Annotated in this window: 14 protein-coding genes; 6 read left to right on the forward strand and 8 right to left on the reverse strand. The window is 75.9% G+C overall.

Annotated elements, in window-relative coordinates:
* Positions 1 to 113: 113 nt before the first annotated feature.
* Entirely contained in the window at positions 114 to 1,748 is a 1,635-nt protein-coding gene (locus tag ABT093_RS18605) for an ABC-F family ATP-binding cassette domain-containing protein (protein WP_350565499.1), read from the reverse strand.
* A 356-nt stretch (positions 1,749 to 2,104) separates the two neighbouring features.
* Between ABT093_RS18605 and ABT093_RS18610 the strand changes: the two genes are divergently transcribed.
* On the forward strand, positions 2,105 to 3,370 hold the full coding sequence (locus tag ABT093_RS18610) for a cytochrome P450 family protein (protein ID WP_350565501.1): 1,266 nt from the start codon (positions 2,105 to 2,107) through the stop codon (positions 3,368 to 3,370).
* 60 nt (positions 3,371 to 3,430) lie between these two features.
* On the opposite strand, the gene ABT093_RS18615 is transcribed toward ABT093_RS18610, so the two are convergent.
* Together ABT093_RS18615 and ABT093_RS18620 are read right to left on the reverse strand one after the other, a co-directional pair.
* Entirely contained in the window at positions 3,431 to 4,195 is a 765-nt protein-coding gene (locus tag ABT093_RS18615) for a glucose 1-dehydrogenase (protein WP_350565503.1), read from the reverse strand.
* Positions 4,192 to 4,827, reverse strand: coding sequence for a TetR/AcrR family transcriptional regulator (locus tag ABT093_RS18620; protein ID WP_350565504.1), 636 nt, complete (start codon positions 4,825 to 4,827; stop codon positions 4,192 to 4,194). Before ABT093_RS18620 ends, ABT093_RS18615 begins: the two co-directional genes overlap by 4 nt.
* Positions 4,828 to 5,072: 245 nt before the next feature.
* On the opposite strand from ABT093_RS18620, the gene ABT093_RS18625 reads away from it, so the two are divergent.
* Positions 5,073 to 6,743, forward strand: coding sequence for an ABC-F family ATP-binding cassette domain-containing protein (locus ABT093_RS18625; RefSeq protein ID WP_350565506.1), 1,671 nt, complete (start codon positions 5,073 to 5,075; stop codon positions 6,741 to 6,743).
* 384 nt (positions 6,744 to 7,127) lie between these two features.
* Positions 7,128 to 7,715: a hypothetical protein gene (locus ABT093_RS18630; protein ID WP_350565508.1), complete on the forward strand. Its 588-nt coding sequence runs from the start codon at positions 7,128 to 7,130 to the stop codon at positions 7,713 to 7,715.
* Positions 7,716 to 7,771: 56 nt separating this feature from the next.
* Here ABT093_RS18630 and ABT093_RS18635 read toward each other — a convergent pair whose 3' ends face one another.
* The 5 genes from ABT093_RS18635 to ABT093_RS18655 form a co-directional block, all read right to left on the reverse strand.
* The gene (locus ABT093_RS18635; protein ID WP_350565510.1) at positions 7,772 to 8,566 is read right to left on the reverse strand and encodes a helix-turn-helix domain-containing protein; all 795 of its coding nucleotides are present in this window, start codon (positions 8,564 to 8,566) and stop codon (positions 7,772 to 7,774) included.
* Positions 8,563 to 9,300 carry a hypothetical protein gene (locus ABT093_RS18640; RefSeq protein ID WP_350565512.1) on the reverse strand — a complete coding sequence of 246 codons (738 nt, stop codon included), beginning with the start codon at positions 9,298 to 9,300 and terminating at the stop codon, positions 8,563 to 8,565. The genes ABT093_RS18635 and ABT093_RS18640 overlap by 4 nt, the downstream gene beginning before the upstream one ends.
* 67 nt (positions 9,301 to 9,367) lie before the next feature.
* Complete coding sequence (locus tag ABT093_RS18645; RefSeq protein WP_350565514.1) at positions 9,368 to 10,564, reverse strand: YncE family protein; 1,197 nt, start codon at positions 10,562 to 10,564, stop codon at positions 9,368 to 9,370.
* Entirely contained in the window at positions 10,561 to 11,178 is a 618-nt protein-coding gene (locus ABT093_RS18650; RefSeq protein ID WP_350565515.1) for an ankyrin repeat domain-containing protein, read from the reverse strand. Before ABT093_RS18650 ends, ABT093_RS18645 begins: the two co-directional genes overlap by 4 nt.
* A gap of 177 nt (positions 11,179 to 11,355) precedes the next feature.
* Entirely contained in the window at positions 11,356 to 11,847 is a 492-nt protein-coding gene (locus ABT093_RS18655) for an HPP family protein (protein ID WP_350565517.1), read from the reverse strand.
* 70 nt (positions 11,848 to 11,917) lie between these two features.
* Between ABT093_RS18655 and ABT093_RS18660 the strand changes: the two genes are divergently transcribed.
* The 3 genes from ABT093_RS18660 to ABT093_RS18670 all read left to right on the forward strand — a co-directional run bounded on the left by ABT093_RS18660 (position 11,918) and on the right by ABT093_RS18670 (position 16,975).
* Positions 11,918 to 13,231 (forward strand): amidohydrolase, encoded by a 1,314-nt coding sequence (locus ABT093_RS18660; RefSeq protein WP_502884255.1) that lies wholly within the window; start codon positions 11,918 to 11,920, stop codon positions 13,229 to 13,231.
* A 502-nt stretch (positions 13,232 to 13,733) separates the two neighbouring features.
* The gene (locus ABT093_RS18665) at positions 13,734 to 15,098 is read left to right on the forward strand and encodes a threonine/serine exporter family protein (RefSeq protein WP_350565520.1); all 1,365 of its coding nucleotides are present in this window, start codon (positions 13,734 to 13,736) and stop codon (positions 15,096 to 15,098) included.
* A gap of 158 nt (positions 15,099 to 15,256) precedes the next feature.
* Positions 15,257 to 16,975 carry a SulP family inorganic anion transporter gene (locus ABT093_RS18670; RefSeq protein ID WP_350565522.1) on the forward strand — a complete coding sequence of 573 codons (1,719 nt, stop codon included), beginning with the start codon at positions 15,257 to 15,259 and terminating at the stop codon, positions 16,973 to 16,975.
* Positions 16,976 to 16,988: the final 13 nt, after the last annotated feature.

Raw genomic sequence — 16,988 nt, forward strand, 5'->3', positions numbered from 1 at the left:
CGGTTCGGGGGGGTCGTCGCCGCGGGGGGGGGGGGGGGTGCCCGGGTTCCCGGGCGCCGCGGGTGGGGGGGGCCGGGGGGGGAGGGGCGGTACCCTCCCCGGCGGACGGACCGTCAGTGCGCCGGGGCCGCCGTCTCCCGCAGCTCGCCCTCGGCGAGCCGCAGCCGGCGGGTGATGCCGATCCCGTCCAGGAAGCGCTCGTCGTGGCTGACCACCACGAAGGCGCCGCGGTAGGCGTTCAGGGCGTTCTCCAGCTGCCCGGCGCTGACCAGGTCGAGGTTGTTGGTCGGCTCGTCCAGGAGCAGCAGGTGCGGGGCCGGCTCCGCGCACAGCACGCAGGCCAGCGTGGCGCGCAGTCGCTCGCCGCCCGACAGCACCCCGACCGGCAGGTGGGCGCGGGCGCCGCGGAACAGGAAGCGGGCGAGCAGGTTCATCCGCTCGGCCTCCGGGCGCTCCGGCGCGTAGGCGGCGAAGTTCTCGGCGACGGTGCGCTGCGGGTCGAGCAGGTCGAGGCGCTGCGACAGGTGGGCGATGCGCCCGTCGGCCCGCCGCAGCTCGCCGCACTCGGGGACGAGGTCCCCGGTGAGCAGCCGCAGCAGCGTGCTCTTGCCGCTGCCGTTGGGGCCGGTCAGCGCGATCCGCTCGGGGCCCCGGACGGTCAGGTCGACGCCGGGACCGGCGAAGACCTCCTTCTCGCCGAGCCGCACCCGCAGCCCCTCGCCGACGAACAGGGTGCGCCCGGCGGGCACCTGGGTGTCCGGCAGGTCCAGCACGATCCGCTGCTCCTCGCGCAGCGCGCGCCCGGCCTCGTCGAGCCGGGCCTTGGCGTCGCCGACCCGGCCGGCGTGCACCTGGCCGGCCCGTCCGGCGGCCTCCTGCGCGCCGCGCTTCATGTTCCCGGCGAAGATCTTCGGCAGGCCCGCGTTCTTCAGGTTGCGGGCGGCGTTGCTCTGCCGGCGGTCGGCGCGCTCGCGGGCCAGCTGCATCTCCCGCTTCTCCCGCTTGAGTTCCTGCTCGGCGTTGCGGACGTTCTTCTCGGCGACCTCCTGCTCGGCCCGCACGGCCTCCTCGTAGGCGGTGAAGTCGCCGCCGAACAGGCGCAGTTCGCCCCGGTCGAGTTCGGCGATGCGCTCCATCCGGTCGAGCAGCGCGCGGTCGTGGCTGACCAGCAGCAGACAGCCGTGGAAGTCCTCCAGGGTGTCGTACAGCCGGTGCCGGGCGTCCAGGTCGAGGTTGTTGGTGGGTTCGTCGAGCAGCAGCACGTCGGGCCGCTTCAGCAGCTGGCCCGCCAGGCCCAGCGAGACGACCTGGCCGCCGCTGAGGGTGCGCAGCGTGCGGTCGAGGGTGAGGTCGGCCAGGCCCAGGCGGTCCAGCTGGGCGCGGGTGCGCTCCTCGATGTCCCAGTCGTCGCCGATGGTGGTGAAGTGCCGTTCGTCGACGTCCCCGGACTCCACCGCGTCGATGGCCCGGATGATCCCGGCGACGCCCAGCACCTCGGCGACGGTCAGCTCGGCGGTCAGCGGAAGGGTCTGCGGCAGGTACCCGAGGGTGCCGTCCACGGTGATCGACCCGGCGGTGGGCTTGAGGTCGCGGGCGATCAGCCGCAGCAGCGTGCTCTTGCCGCTGCCGTTGGGGGCGACCAGGCCGGTGCGGCCGGAGCCGACGGCGAAGGAGAGGTCCTGGAAGACGGGGGTGTCGTCGGGCCAGGAGAAGGACAGGCTGGAGCAGACGACGGAAGCGCCGGACATGGGAACGACCTCGCGGAGTGAAGGCTTCCAGGGGCAGGGAAGGACACACCTGTCCCCTGGGCGGACAAGGGGGAGGAGGGGACGACAACCGGGCCGCGGCAACGGTGCTTCCACGCACCGGCGAGCGGCCTGTCGGTCCGGGTATCACCCGGAGATGTCGTCGTCCACCACCATGTCCGGTCTCCTCGACTGAAGATCAACGTTCTTGCCAGCATAACAGCACGGCCCGCCGGGCGCCGTTGGTTTTCCGCCGCCGGGGAGGCCCTCTCGACGCGGTGGGCCGTGCGCGGCATGCTCGGTTCCCGTGCGCGGCCGGTGGCCGCCGCACGCCTCCGCCGTCCGACCGAAGGAGCCCCGTGGACCGTCTCGTGCTGGACCCGACCGGCCGTGACCGTGACGCCGAGACCGCCGAACTGCACGCCCGCGGACCGGCGACGCCCGTGGACATCCTGGGGGTGAAGGCCTGGGCGGTGGCCGACCCGGACCTGCTGGAGGAACTGCTCAAGGACCCCCGGGTGTCGAAGGACCCCCATCGGCACTGGGCGGGGTTCCCCGAGGTCGTCTCCGCCTGGCCGCTGGCCCTGTGGGTGAACGTGCGCAGCATGTTCACCGCCTACGGCGCGGACCACCGGCGGCTGCGCCGGCTGGTCGGCACCGCGTTCACCGCCCGCCGCATCAACGCGCTCGCCGGGCGCGTCGAGGAGCTGACGGACGCCCTGCTGGACGAGCTCGCCGCCACGCCGCCCGGCGCGCCGGTGGACCTGCGCGAGCGCCTGGCCTACCCGCTGCCGATCCGGGTCATCGCCCAACTCCTCGGCCTTCCCGGTGAGTTGGTGGACCGCTTCCGGGCCCATGTGGACGGCGCGTTCGACACCACGCTCACCACCGAGGAGTCGGAGGCCAATGCGGTGGCCTTCTACGGGATGCTCGGCGAGCTGATCGCGGCCAAGCGCCGTGAGCCCGGCGACGACCTGACCTCCGCGCTGATCGACGCCTGCGACGGTGCGGCCGGGAGCGAGGCCGGGAGGGACGACGCCGGCAGCGCTGAGGCCGGCAGCGGCGAGGCCGGGCTGAGCGAACAGGAACTGCTCGACACCCTGCTGCTGGTGGTCTCGGCCGGCTACGAGACGACCGTGAACCTGATCGACAACGGCATCGCCGACCTGCTCACCCACCCCGACCAGCTCGCCCTGGTGCGCGGGGGCAAGGCCGGCTGGGACGACGTGGTCGAGGAGGCGCTGCGCCGCGACGCGCCCGTCGCCCACCTGCCGCTGCGCTACGCGGTGGAGGACATCGCGCTGCCGGGCGGGGTGACCGTGCGCCGCGGCGAGGCGATCCTCGCCTCCTACGCCGCGGCCGGCCGCCACCCCTCCCGGCACCAGGACGGCGACGCCTTCGACGTGACCCGGGTGGACAAGGACCACCTGGCCTTCGGCCACGGCGTGCACTTCTGCCTCGGTGCCCCGCTCGCCCGCCTGGAGGGCCGCACCGCGCTGAGCAGGCTCTTCGAGCGCTTCCCCGACCTCGTCCTCGCGCCGGGCGCCGACCTGCGGCCCGTCGAGTCGCTGATCTCCAACGGCCACCGCACGCTCCCCGTGCTGCTGCACGGACCGCGCCCCTGACGGCCGGAACGCGCCCGCGCCGCCCCGGAACGGCTCCGGGACGGCGCGGGCGCGCGGGGCTCACTGGCCCATGACGTACTTGACGGTCGGTCCGGTGGTCCAGCCGCCGTCCACCGCCAGCTCGGCGCCGGTGACGTAGGAGGCGTCGTCGGAGAGCAGGAAGACCACCGCGGTGGCGATCTCGGGGGCCTCGCCGACGCGGCCCATCGGAGTGTTGGGGTAGTTGCCCTCGCCGCGCCGGATGCCGACCGAGGCCGTCATCGGGGTGTAGGTCATGCCCGGGTGCACCGAGTTGACCCGGATCCGCTCGGTGCCCAGCTCGACCGCGCCGACCTTGCTGAGGCCGCGCACGCCCCACTTGGAGGCGCCGTACCCGGCCGTCAGCGCCAGGCCCATCAGGCCGGCCGCCGAGGAGATGTTGACGATCGAGCCGCCGCCGGCCGCGCGCAGCGCCGGGACGACCGTCTTGATGCCGATGAACACACCGGTCAGATTGACGTCCAGCACCTTGCGGAAGTGCTCGACGCTCTCCTCCACCAGCGGGGTGCCGGTGGAGATGCCCGCGTTGTTGACCAGGCCGTGCACGGCGCCGAACTCCGCCACCGCGAAGTCCACCACGCGCTGCCAGTCCTCCTCGGAGGTCACGTCGTGCCGCACGAACCGCGCCCGCTCGCCGAGTTCGGCGGCGGTGGCCTTGCCGTCGTCCTCCAGGACGTCGGTGATCACCACGTTGCCGCCGGCCGCGACGGCCAGCCGGGCGGCCTCGGCGCCCAGGCCGCGGGCGCCTCCGGTGATGATGACGGTCTTGCCGGTCAGGTCGTTCATGACGTGCTCCTTCGGGGTGCGGGGGCCAAGAGCATGGCGGTGGAGACCGCCACCAGGTCGGCGAGGAAGGTCTCCTCGTCCGTCAGCGGTTCGGCCCCGGTGAGGTACTGCTGCGCGCGGTCGGCGAGCGCCGCGCCGATCAGGGTGAGGACCAGGTCGAGCCGCTCCAGCCGGATCGGCTCCGGCAGGGCGGAGATCCGCTCCTCGGTCAGCTCGATCAGCCGCCAGTAGCCGCCGCCGGCCAGGGTGGGGTGGGGCGTGCGGGTGCGGACGCCGCTGCGGTGGCTGACCTGCGCGGAGATCCGCAGGCAGCGCCGACCCTGCTCGGTGCGCAGCTCGGTGGCCTCGGCGGCGACGAGCGCGTGGAGCAGCCCCGCCGGGTCCGCGTCCGCGAGCCCGGCCAGGCGCGGCGCGAGCGCCCGCTCGGTGCGCTCCTGCCGGGCGGCCATGATCGCGTCGAGCAGGCCCTCGCGGGAGCCGAAGTGGTACTGCACGGCGGACGGGTTGCTCTGCCCGGCCAGCCGGACGATGTCCTTGGTCAGCGAGGCCTCCACGCCCCGGGTGGCGAAGAGCTCCTCCGCCGCCCGCAGCAGCCTCTCGCGGGTCTCGTGGCCCGCCGACGTCCTTGCCATGCCCGCAAGATTAATACTGCCCATTATTAAACGCAACGGAGTCGGGCCCTCCGGTCCGCCCGCTCGATCGCTCGCTCCCGCTCGGGGGCGGGCCGTAGACTGCGGGGCGTGTCCTCTTTCTGCATGAAGCCCTGGTTCTGCCGCTGACGGCGGCGGAACCCGACGGATTTCTCGCCCGCCGTCCTGGCCCTGTGCCGGGCGGCCCCGCGTGCTGCCCGGCTCCATGACGAGCTGAGAGAACACGCATGCTTCGCACGACTTCTTCCTCTTCCCCTCTTCCCGCCCTGCTCCGGGCCCTTCCGGCCGGCGCCGCCGCGCACGTGCGCGCCGAGGGGATCGTGGTCCGGCTCGGGGAGCGCACGGTGCTGTCCGGCGTCGACGTGACGGTCTCGGCCGGTTCCCGTCTGGCCGTCGTCGGCGAGAACGGGCGGGGCAAGACCACCCTGCTGCACGTGCTGGCCGGCGCTCTGACGCCCGACGAGGGCACGCTTTCGCGTACCGGGACCCTGGCGCTGGTCGAGCAGACCCTGCCCGCCGAGGACGGGCGCACCGTCGGCGACCTGGTCGGGGAGGCGGTCGGGGACTCCCTGACCGCCCTGGACCTGCTGGAGCGCGCGACCGGGGCCCTCGCGCAGGGCGAGCCCGGCGCGGAGGACGCCTACGCCCAGGCTCTGGAGGCCGCCACCGCCCTGGACGCCTGGGACGCCGAACGGCGCGTCGACGTCGCCCTGGAGGGCCTGGGCGCCTGCACCGACCGCGACCGGCGCCTGGCGACCCTGTCGGTCGGGCAGCGCTACCGGGTGCGCCTGGCGGTCGTGCTGGGTTCGGCCACCGATCTGCTGCTGCTGGACGAGCCCACCAACCACCTGGACGCCGCCGCGCTGGATTTCCTGGCACGCCGGCTCCGCGAGCGCCCCGGGGGCGTGGCCGTGGTCAGCCACGACCGGGCGCTGCTGCGCGAGGTCGCCACGGGCTTCCTGGACCTGGACCCGAGCCGGGACGGTCTGCCCCGCCTGTACGCCGGCGGCTACGACGGCTGGGTCGAGGGCCGCCGCCGTGAGCGGGAGCGGTGGGAGCAGGAGCACGCCGCCCAGCAGGCCGAGCACGCCCAGCTGACCCGGGCCGCGGAGGAGGCCCGCGGGCGCCTGCAGACCGGGTGGCGCCCGGGCAAGGGCACCGGGAAGCACCAGCGCGCCACCCGTGCCGCCGGGGTCGTGCAGGCCTTCAACCGGCGGGTGGACGACCTGGAGCGGCACCGCATCACCGTGCCCGAGCCGCCCCGGAGCCTGTCCTGGCCCGACCTGCGCACCCCGGCCGGACGCGAGGTGCTGCACGGGCGGGACCTCACGGTCGCCGGACGGCTGCGCCGGCCGGTCGGGGTGACGGTCGGTGGTGGCGACCGGCTGCTGCTGACCGGCCCGAACGGCGCGGGCAAGTCCACCCTCCTGGGCGTGCTGGCCGGGCAGGTGCGCCCCACCGGCGGCAGCCTGCACGTGCACCCCGGCGCGCGGGTGGCCCTGCTGTCCCAGGAGGTGCCCGCCTGGAACCCGGAGCACACCGCCCACCGCACCTACGAGGCGCACGTGGACCGGCTCCGCTCGCGCGGCCTGGCGGGGCGGGCGCCCTCGCTCAGCGGGCTGGGCCTGCTGGACGCGATCGCGCTGCGCACCCCGGTGGGGCGCATGTCCCAGGGCCAGCAGCGGCGCCTGCACCTGGCGATGTGCCTGGCCGAGCAGCCCGACCTGCTCATGCTCGACGAGCCCGCCAACCACCTGTCCGCCTCCCTGGTCGACGAGCTGACCCGGGCTCTGACCACCACCGCCTGTGCGGTCGTGGTCGCCACCCACGACCGGCGGATGCTCGCCGACCTGGCCGGCTGGCCCCGCCTGGACCTGTCCGGACCGGGGCAGGAGTGAACGCTCCTGGCCCGCGCCGCCGCCCGTCCGACTCCCGGACGGGCGGCGGACCCTGGGGCAGGAGGGAGCGCGGGCGCGAGTCGGTGAAGCGATGAAGGCGAACCCTTTTCCGTGCGCCCGGAATTGGTTTTCCGCGCCCGCGCGTGACGGGAAGGAAGGTGTGATCGGGCCTTTTCCGCGCGGATTTCACGCGGCTCAGCGGAAACTCCTTCCCCATCCGCCACGTACGCCACCGCAGCCCGTCGTGCGGCGGTCAGCGGAATTCCCCCCACCGTAAACCCGTGGAAATCCTCCTTGACGCCCCCAATCCCCGACGGGATTATTTCCCGGGCCGCGCCCGAGTCGCGGTGCACCTCCCACGGCACGTTCAACGGAGGACGAACAATGGAGCAGTCGGACACGTCCGCGATGCGCTCGGCCACCGGTTCCGGCCGGCGGACCTTCCTGCGCGGCGCCGTCGGCGTCACCGCGCTGGGCCTGGTGGGGGCCGCAGGGGCCGTCCGGGCCGAGGCCGCCCCGGCGCCCGGCCAGGCGCGGCTGAACGCCACGCAGAACAACTGGCGCTTCTGTCAGAAGTGTTTCGTCATGTTCTTCTGGGGTTATCCGTCCGACGGCGTCTGTCCGGCGGGCGGCGCCCACAGCGCCCAGGGCTACAACTTCATCCTGCCCTACGACGTCCCGGAAACCGCCACCGCACAGCGCAACTGGCGTTTCTGCCAGAAGTGCTACTCGATGTTCTTCTGGGGTTATCCGTCCGACGGCGTCTGTCCGGCCGGTGGCGCCCACAGCGCGCAGGGATTCAACTTCGTCCTGCCGCACGACGTCCCGGAGACCCCGACCCAGCAGCGGAACTGGCGTTTCTGCCAGAAGTGCTACTCGATGTACTTCTGGGGCTACCCGACCGACGGCGTCTGTCCGGCGGGCGGCGCCCACAGCGCGCAGGGCTACAACTTCGCCCTGCCGCACAGCTGACCGGCCCCGCGGGCGGGCCGGGAGCAACGGCCCCGGCCCGCCCGCGGGTGCGGCGCTCAGGTCCCGCAGGGGTCCGGCGGCTCGTCCCCGTCGCGGCCCGCGCCGGCGGGCTCGGAGCGGTAGAGGTGCACGGAGGAGCAGCGGACGCTGCCCCGCGCTCCCCGGCCGTCCGCGAGGAGCAGCCGCCGGAGCGGTCCGGGCTCCGGCGCCTCGGTGATCGTGAGGGCGTCGTCGTAGTGCGGCACGACCGTCATCTCCCGCACGCCCCGGAACTCGACCTCCAGCATGCCGAACCCGGGCCGGCCGTCCCGGCTCCGCAGGACCAGCCGGCCGTCCTCGGGCGCGTAGGTGTGCAGGACGGCGGTGTGCTCCAGCACGATGAGCGGTTCGCCCACCGCTCCGGTCAGGCCCTCCGCGCCGCCGAGCGGCGTCCTGCTCCGGGCCTGCCGGAAGGCCATCCTGGCGAAGTCCGAGGGGCCGAACCCGACGTTCTCCGGCCGTGCGACGAACCGGGGGCCGACCGCCTCGGCCAGGAGCGCGTCCGAGACGGTGCCGCCCGGTCCGAGGCCGCTCCACTCGGCGGCGCGGACGGCGGCGACCGGGTCCAGGTCGAAGGCGATGCCCAGCCGGACCGCGATCTCGTGCGCCCGCTCCACCGGGCCGCACGCGCAGTCGTGCCGGGCGGCCAGCCACCGCAGCGTCTCGTGGACCGAACCACCGTGCCGCGCGGCGTACTCCCGCAGCGCCAGGGTCTCGGCGTGCTCCCTCCGCCTGTCCTCCTCGGCGAGCTCGTCGCGGGTCGGCCTGCGCTGGCGGGCGGGCGGCAGCGGGGTGTTCCCGTCCCGCGTCATGCCGCGGCCTCCCGGGGGTCGAAGCGGTACACCCCGACGGAGCGGCAGACCACGAAGTCGCGCACGTCCCCGTCCCTGAGCAGCAGCCGCCGGGACGATCCGCCGGGTGTCGGGGGCACGAGCGCGTCCATCGCGGCCACCGCCTCGGCGTCCGCCCCGTCGGCGGTCCCCGCGGCGGGGGCGTGATCGACGACGAGGTCCCGGTACTCCGGGCGGACCCGCATCCCGAGGATCGACTCGAACTCGACGTCCAGGAACGAACCGTCACCGCCCGGGCCCGCCGGCCGGCCGCGCAGGACGAGGAGCCGGTGGAGCCCGTACCGCAGGAGCCGGAACTCCCCGGGCAGGCGGACGGGCAGGTCGTCCTGGGTGGCCTTCAGCACCATGCGCCGGGGTCGGCGGGCCGAGGACCGCGCCCGGTCGACGACACCGGCGTCCAGTTCCTCGGTGCGCGGCAGCAGCCGCCCGACCTGCAGGTCCAGCCCGGCCTCGTCGACCCGTCCGCCCCGGTCCAGGCCGGACCAGGCGAGGACGAGCTGCGCCTGGCCGTAGGTGATCCGGAACGCCTGCCAGACGATGGATCTCAGGGCCGCGCGCAGGGCGTGGGGCTCCTCCCCGGCGCCCCGGGGCAGTCCCAGCTCGGCCCCCAGCCACCGTGCGGTCTCCAGGGGGGATCCCCCGTTCGCGGCGGCCACCTCCCGCGCCCGCCGCACCAGTTCGCGCTCGGACTCCATGCCTGTGCCGCCCCCCTGTTGCCGTTGGCGACATCCAAGCCCACCGGTCCGGTGGGTGCCAGTGGCCTCAGCCGCCGGGAGGGGCCGGGAGGACGGCGACGGCCAGCGGGAGGTGGCCGACGGGCAGGCGGGTGGTGCGGCCGGTGGCGGTGTCGACGACGGTGAGGCCGTCCCAGCCGCCCTCGCGGGTGAAGCCGCCGGAGACGTAGGCCGTGCGGGCGTCGGGGGAGAGGGTGACGGTCTCGTGCGGGCCGTCGAGCGGGACGAGGCGCTCGGTGCCGTCGGGGGAGCGGATGGTGAGGGAGGGGCCGGCGTCGGTCGCGGGATCGATCGGCCCGGTGCCCACCACGTGGAGGGTGCCGTCGGGGGCGGCGGTGACGCCGTGCTGGTGGGTGTTGGCGGTCATCGGCTCGACGGTGACCCGGCCGGTGGCCGGGTCGACGACGGCCAGGCGCTCGCCCTCGAAGGGCAGCAGCAGCGCGCCGTCGGACGGGCGCACGGCGGTGTAGTGGGGCTTGAGCCAGGAGCCCAGGCCGCCCTCGGTGCCGTACGGGGCGACCTCGACGCGGCGGGCCCGCCAGGTGTCGGTGGCGACCACGGTGACGTCGAAGGAGTCGTGGTCGGTGACGTAGACGGAGCGGCCGTCGGCGGAGACGTCCACGTCGAAGGGGCGGCGGCCGACCGGCACGACCTGGGTGACCGTGCGGGTGGCGGTGTCGACGACCTCCAGGGTGCCGTTGCCGCCGGGCACGTTGACGCCGACGTAGATCCGGCTGCCGTCCGGGGAGAGGGCGAGGCCCATGCCGCCGCCCCGGTACTCGCCGGTGGTCACGGGGCCGGTGCGGGTGGTGTGGGGGATCAGCGCGGTGCGGGTGCGGGCGGCGGTGTCGACGACGGCGACGCCCTCGGCGGTGGCCACCCACGCGGTGCCGTCGGGGCCGACGGCCAGTCCGTACGGGGCGGTGCCGACGCGGACGGAGCCGAGGCCGGCGGCGCGGCCGGTGGCGGTGGGGTCGACGAAGGTGACGGTGTCCGCGCCGAAGTCGGTGACGAGGAGGGCGGGGGAGGGCGCGGTCGGCGCCGACGTGGGCGCGGTGGCGGGTCCGGTGGTGGTGGGGGTGGCGGGTCCGGGAACGGCGGCCGTGGTCGCGGCCGGCGGCGTCGGCGCGGTCTCCCCGCAGGCGGCCAGCAGCACCAGGGCCGTGGCGGCGCCGGCGGCGGCCCGCCCGAGGGCGCTGCGGGCGGCGGCGCTTCGGGCGCTCACCGCTGCTCCGCCGCGAGCAGGGTGGCGGCGAGTTCGCGGAAGCCGCGGCGTTCGGCGTGGGCGCGGGCCGTGACGCCGTCGGAGTCCGGCAGGAGCGGATCGGCGCCGTGGGCGAGCAGGGCGTCCACCACCTCCTGGTGGGCGGCGCCGCCGTCGCCGAGGACGACCGCCTCCAACAGGGCGGTCCAGCCGAGGTCGTTGACGTGGTCGACGTCGATGGCGGTCTCGGCGAGCACGGCGCGCACGTACCCGGCGTGGCCGCGTTCGGCGGCGGGGATGAGCGCCACCCCGCCGTAGCGGTTGCGGCGGGCGAGGTCCGGACCGCCGGGGAGCAGGGCCCGCATCATCGCCACGCTGCCGGTGACCCCGGTGACCGGCCACGGGCTGTCCAGCCGGGCGTCCTGGGCGTTGACGTCGGCCCCGGCGGCGACCAGCAGCCGGGCGACGGCGACCTCGTCGGCGAGGGCGGCGTGCAGCAGCGCGGTGCGGCCGTCGGCGTCGCGCGCCCCCACGTCGGCGCCCGCCGCCAGCGCCGCGCGGGCGGCGTCGGGGTCGCCCTCGCGCGCGGCGGCCGTCAGGGCGTGGTCGGCCGGGGACGGGGCGCGATCGGTCATCAGGGGCTCCTCCACTGGGCGGCGGTCCGGCGGCCGGGCGGGGGCGCCTCGGCCGGCTCCCAGCCTGCGCCATCGGACCGCGCCGCGGAATCGGTGGCTCGGCCCGTCCGGCGCAGCCGTCCGGTGGACCCGGGGGTCATCCGATCGGACGACCCCGGGGTCCACCGGGGCCCGTTCTCACCAGGAGAGCGGGTAGCGCACCGGGTGGCCGCCGATCCGGCCCGGGAGCAGGCCGATCGCCACGAGCAGGACGGTGGAGAGCGCGAGCAGGGGCAGGAACGGCCAGGCGTGCGGTGCCTGGAGGACCACGACCACGGCGCTGGCGACGGCCGGGGAGTGAGAGAGGTGGCAGAGCATCATCGCGCCGAGCGCGAGTCCGGCGGCGATCGCCGCGCCCCAGGCGGTGCTGCCGGTGACGGCGAGGGTGGCGTAGCCGATGAGGGCGGAGAGCAGCTGACCGCCGATCACGTTGCGCGGCTGGGAGATCGGCAGCCCGGGCGCGCCGTGCACCAGGGCCGCGCTGGCGGCGACCGGCGGTATCAGCAGCGGTTGGTGGACCACCACGCCGATGCCGGCCAGCAGGAGCAGCGCCCCGATGGCGAAGGCGGACGCCCGCAGGGCGTGCAGCGGATGAGGCCGGGAGGGCTTGGTGGTGGGCGGCGTGGGCATGCGCGGACGGCTCCGGGTGGGAAACGGGGGACCCGGGGATGATAAACAGACTGTTGCAAGAAAAGGTGGGATGTTTCATCAGTTGGACAGTCGTCGGACACTCCGTGGACGGACCGGTGTCCGCGGCGGCGGCCGAACCGCCCCACCGCCCGTGCCCGCAGGAAGGGTTGACCCCACCATGGCCGCACCCGCCGCCACCGTCTTCCGCAACGTCCGCCCGTACGGCGCCGAGCGGCCCGTCGACCTGGTCGCCGTCGACGGCGTGCTGGCCGAGGGCCTGCCGGACGGCGCCGAGCCGCTCGTCGTGGAGGGCGGGGGCCGGATCGCGCTGCCCACGCTGGTGGACGCGCACATCCACCCGGACAAGACCGCCTGGGGCGAGCCCTGGTACAGCCGGCGCCCGGCCGGCTCGCTGCCCGAGTACGTGCGGGGCGACGTCGACCTCTTCCGCCACCAGCGCACCCCGCTCGCCGAGCGCGCCCACCGGCTGCTGGCCCACGCCGTCGCGAGCGGCACCCGGGCCGTGCGGGCGCACGTCGACGTCGCCCCCGCCTACGGCCTGGCCGGGGTGGCCGGACTGGCCGAGGCCCGCGAGCGGCTGGCCGGGGTGCTGGACGTCCAGCTGGTCGCCTTCCCCCAGCACGGGGTCCGCCGGACGCCCGGCGCGGGCGGCCTGCTGGCCGAGGCCGCGGCGAGCGGGCTGATCGACGCCGTCGGCGGCATCGACCCGGCCGGCTTCGACGGCGGGCCCGACGGCGAGGGCCCCGCCCAGCTGGACCTGGTCTTCGAGCTGGCCGAGCGCCACGGCCTGCGGCTCGACGTCCACCTGCACGACCGGGGCGAACGCGGCCTGGACCCGCTGCGCGACATCGCCGCGCGGACCAGGGCGGCGGGCCTGGCCGGCCGGGTCGTGGTCAGCCACGCCTTCTGCGTCCCGGAGCTGCCCGGCGGGCGGCTGGCCGAACTCGCCGACCTGCTGGCCGGGGCCGGCGTCGGCCTCACCACCGTCGCCCCCTCGGCGCACCAGGTGCTGCCGTTCCGTGAACTGCGGGCGCGCGGCGTTCGGGTCGGGCTCGGCTCGGACGGCGTGCGCGACTCCTGGAGCCCCTTCGGCAACGCCGACATGCTGCACCGGGCCCATCTGCTCGGCTGGACCACCGACGCCCGCACCGACCAGGAGCTGGCGGACTGCTTCGCGCTCGCCGCCGACGGCGGCGCCGACCTGCTCGACCTGCCGCGGGTCACCCTGCGGCCCGGCTCCCCGGCCGACTTCATGCTGCTGGCCGGGGAGTGCCTCCCGCAGGTCGTCGTCGATCTGCCGCCGCGCGACCTGGTGGTCCGGGCCGGCCGGGTGGTCGCCCGGGACGGCCGCCTCCTCGGCTGACGGCCCGCCGGCTCCCGGCGCGCACCCGGCTCCTTCGCGGCGTGCTCCCGGCCTGGGGAGCGGCGTCGGATGCGGAACGGGGCGGGCCCGGGGTTCACGGCGCGTCCGGACGCGACCGGCGTGAACGGTTCGCCCTCACTCCACCCCGGTGCGCCTGCGTGCGCGTGGCGCGTTCACCGGGCGGTCGCAGCGGGTAGTCGTTCGCATACACTGGGCGACTCGAAAGGGGGGCGCTGGCCAGGGAGCGGCGATGCCGGAACACGAACAGCTGGGCCCACGCGCCGAGCCCGGCGGATCTGTCGGACCTTCGCGACCTGCCGGACCGTCCGGACCGCCCGGGGCATCGGGGCCGCCCGCGCTGCCCGGGCCCGCGGCACCGCCCGAGCCCGCCGGACCCGCCGGGGCTTCCGCACCCGCCGCGCCCTCGGCGCGACCCGACAAAGTCCCGCTGCAGACCCGCGGGTCCCTGGGCCGCCCCGCCGCGACCTCCTGGCCCGACCGGATGCTGCCGCTGCTCCGCACCCCCACCGCCGACCGCCCGCTGCTCTCCGAGCCCCCCGCCGCCGACTGGCCGGAACCGGCCGAGGTGGCGGCCGTGCTGGACCTCGCCCTGCTGGTGGGGGAGTTGCTGCTGGCCAGCGGCGAGGCGGCGGAGGACGTCGAGGCGGCGATGCTCGCCGTGGCGCGCGCCTACGGCGTCCACCCGTGCGACCCGCAGGTCACCTTCACCCGGGTCGCCGTGTCCTACCGGTCGGGCCCGGCCGAGCCGCCGATGACGGCCGAGCGCTCGGTGCGGCGCCCGTCCGGTGACTACGCGCGCCTCGCCGTGCTCTTCCGGCTGGTCACCGCGGTCTCGGCGGGCGGGATCGACGTCGAGCAGGCCCACCGCCGGCTGGCGGCCGCGCTCCGCAACGGCCACCGCTACCCGGGCTGGCTGGTCGCGCTCTCCTGCGGGCTGCTCGCCGGGGCGGCGACGGTGCTGGTCGGCGGGCGCACCGACGTCCGGGCCGGGCTGGTGTTCGCCAGCGCCTTCGTCGCCGCCCTGGTGGGCGACCGGCTCGCCGTGCTGGTGGCGCGCCACGACCTCCCGGAGTTCTACCAGTTCGCGGTGGCCGCGACACCGGCCGCGCTGATCGGCATCCTGCTGTCCTTCAACGGTCTGCAGCTGCGCGGCTCGGCGGTGATCACCGGCGGGCTGTACGCGCTGCTGCCGGGCTGGCGGCTGGTCGCCGCCGCCCAGGAGGGGCTCGCGGGCTGCTACCTCACCGCCGCCGCCCGGATGCTCGAGGCGCTGTACCTGGTGAGCGGCGTGGTGATCGGGGTGACGGCGGTGCTCTACGTCGGCATCAACAACGGCGCGGACCTCGCGGCCCGGGAGCTCCCGGTCGGCGTGTCGAACCCGCCGCTCCAGCTCGTGGCGGCCGTCCTGGTCACCCTGGCCTTCGCGGTGATGCTGAACACCGAGCCGGGCGCGCTGCCCGCGGTCATGCTGAACAGCACGGCCGGCTGGACGACGTACGGCGTGCTGGTCGGCGCCGGACAGCAGCCGGTCGCGGCCACCGCCCTGGCCGCCGGCCTGGTCGGCCTGTCCGGCCAGGTGATGGCCCGCCACCGCGGCACCTCCGCGCTGCCGCACGTGACCGCGGCGCTCGGGCCGCTGCTGCCCGGCTCGGTGCTCTACTTCGCCCTGCTCGCCTTCGTGCGCGGCGACGCCGAGGCCGGCCTGCGCGGTGTGGCGCACGCCTGCGTCATGGCGATGGCGCTCGCCATCGGCGTCAATCTCGGGCGGGAGGCCGCCCGGCTCTTCCTGCCGACCCCGACCCCGCCACCGCGCCGCCGGGGCCGGCGCGGGCGCCACCGCCGCTGAGCGGCGCGCCGGTCCGCCGTGGCCGCTACTGTCCGGATCCGGAGCCCCCGCAATCAGCGACTTGAAAAATTCTTCATGTTCATACATGCTGGCGTGCCGTTGGATCGGGGCCCGCGCCCCGTACGCCGCCGGGGGAGAACCAGGAGAGAGCCGAGCCCATGGCCGCAGTTCTCGACCGCGTGCGCGCGATCCTGCCCACCCGCGACATCCTCGCCACCATGGGCCGCTCGCCCCGCAAGGACCTGCTCGCCGGCCTCACGGTGGCGATCGTCGCCCTGCCGCTCGCCCTCGGATTCGGGATCTCCTCGGGCGCCGGCGCGCAGGCGGGCCTCGCCACCGCCGTCGTCGCCGGGGCCGTCGCCGCGCTCTTCGGAGGCTCCAACCTCCAGGTCTCCGGACCGACCGGCGCGATGACCGTCGTCCTGGTACCGATCGTCGCCCGCTACGGGGCCGGCGGGGTGCTGACCGTCGGGCTGCTCGCCGGAGTGATCCTCGTCGCACTCGCGCTCGGCCGGGCCGGCCGGTGGATGGCCTACGTCCCCGTCCCGGTGGTGGAGGGCTTCACCCTCGGGATCGCCGGCGTCATCGCCCTCCAGCAGGTGCCCGGGGCGCTCGGGGTGCCCAAGCCGGACGGCGACAAGCCCGCCGTCGTCGCCGCCGAGGCGGTGCGGGCGTTCGCCGCCACGCCGCACTGGGCCGCGCTCGGCGTGGCCCTCGCCGTGGCGGCGGTGATGCTGGTCGGCGCCCGGCTGCGGCCCGGCCTGCCGTTCTCGCTGCTCGCCGTCGTCGGTGCGACGGTGACCGTGGCGGCCGTCGGCCTGCCGGTCGCCACCATCGGCCACCTGCCCGCCGGGCTGCCCGCCCCCTCGCTCGCCTTCCTCGACCTCTCGGCCGTCCCCGCCCTGCTGCCCTCCGCCCTCGCCGTGGCCGCGCTCGCCGCGCTGGAGTCGCTGATGTCCGCGACCGCCGCGGACGCCATGAGCGTCTCGGAACGGCACGACAGCGACCGCGAACTCCTCGGCCAGGGCCTGGCCAACCTGGCCGCGCCGCTGTTCGGGGGCGTCGCCGCGACCGGGGCGATCGCCCGGACCGCCGTCAACGTGCGCTCCGGCGCCGTCTCGCGCCTCGCCGCCCTGGTGCACGCCGCCGTGCTGGCGGTGATCGTCTTCGCCGCCGCGCCGCTGGTCGCGGGCATCCCGCTCGCCGCGCTCGCCGGCGTGCTGCTGGCCACCGCCGTGCGGATGGTCGAGGTCGGCTCGCTGCGGGCGCTCGCCCGGAGCGGACGCGGCGAGGCCGCCGTCCTGCTGCTCACCGCCGCCGCCACGCTGGCCTTCGACCTGGTCACCGCCGTGGTGGTCGGCCTGCTGGTCTCCGGCGCGCTGGCCCTGGCCGCGGTCGCGCGGGCGGCCAGGGTGGAGCAGGTCCCGCTGCACGCGGACCTGCCCCCGGCCGATCACCACGCCGAGGAGCAGGCGCTGCTCGCCGAGCACATCGTCGCCTACCGGATCGACGGTCCGCTGCTGTTCGCCGCCGCCCACCGCTTCCTGCTGGAGCTCACCGAGACCGCCGAGGTCGACGTGGTCGTCCTGCGGATGTCCCGGGTCAGCGCGATCGACGCCAGCGGCGCCGTCGTGCTCGGCGACGCGATAGGCCGGCTGCGGCGCCGCGGCACGCTCGTCCTGGTCTCCGGCGTCCGCGACGAGCACCACCGCCCGCTCGACGCCCTCGGCACCCTGGACGCCCTGCGCGCCGAGGGCCACGTCTTCACCACCACGCCCGAGGCCATCGCCCACGCCCGCACCCACCTGCGGGCCCGCGGCGCCGCCCCCGGAGAGCCCTCCTCCGCCCCCGCCCGCCTCCCCCGACCCCGGCCTTGACCTCGGTCATCAC

This window comes from Kitasatospora sp. NPDC002551, from assembly GCF_040296005.1.
Classification (GTDB): Bacteria; Actinomycetota; Actinomycetes; order Streptomycetales; family Streptomycetaceae; genus Kitasatospora.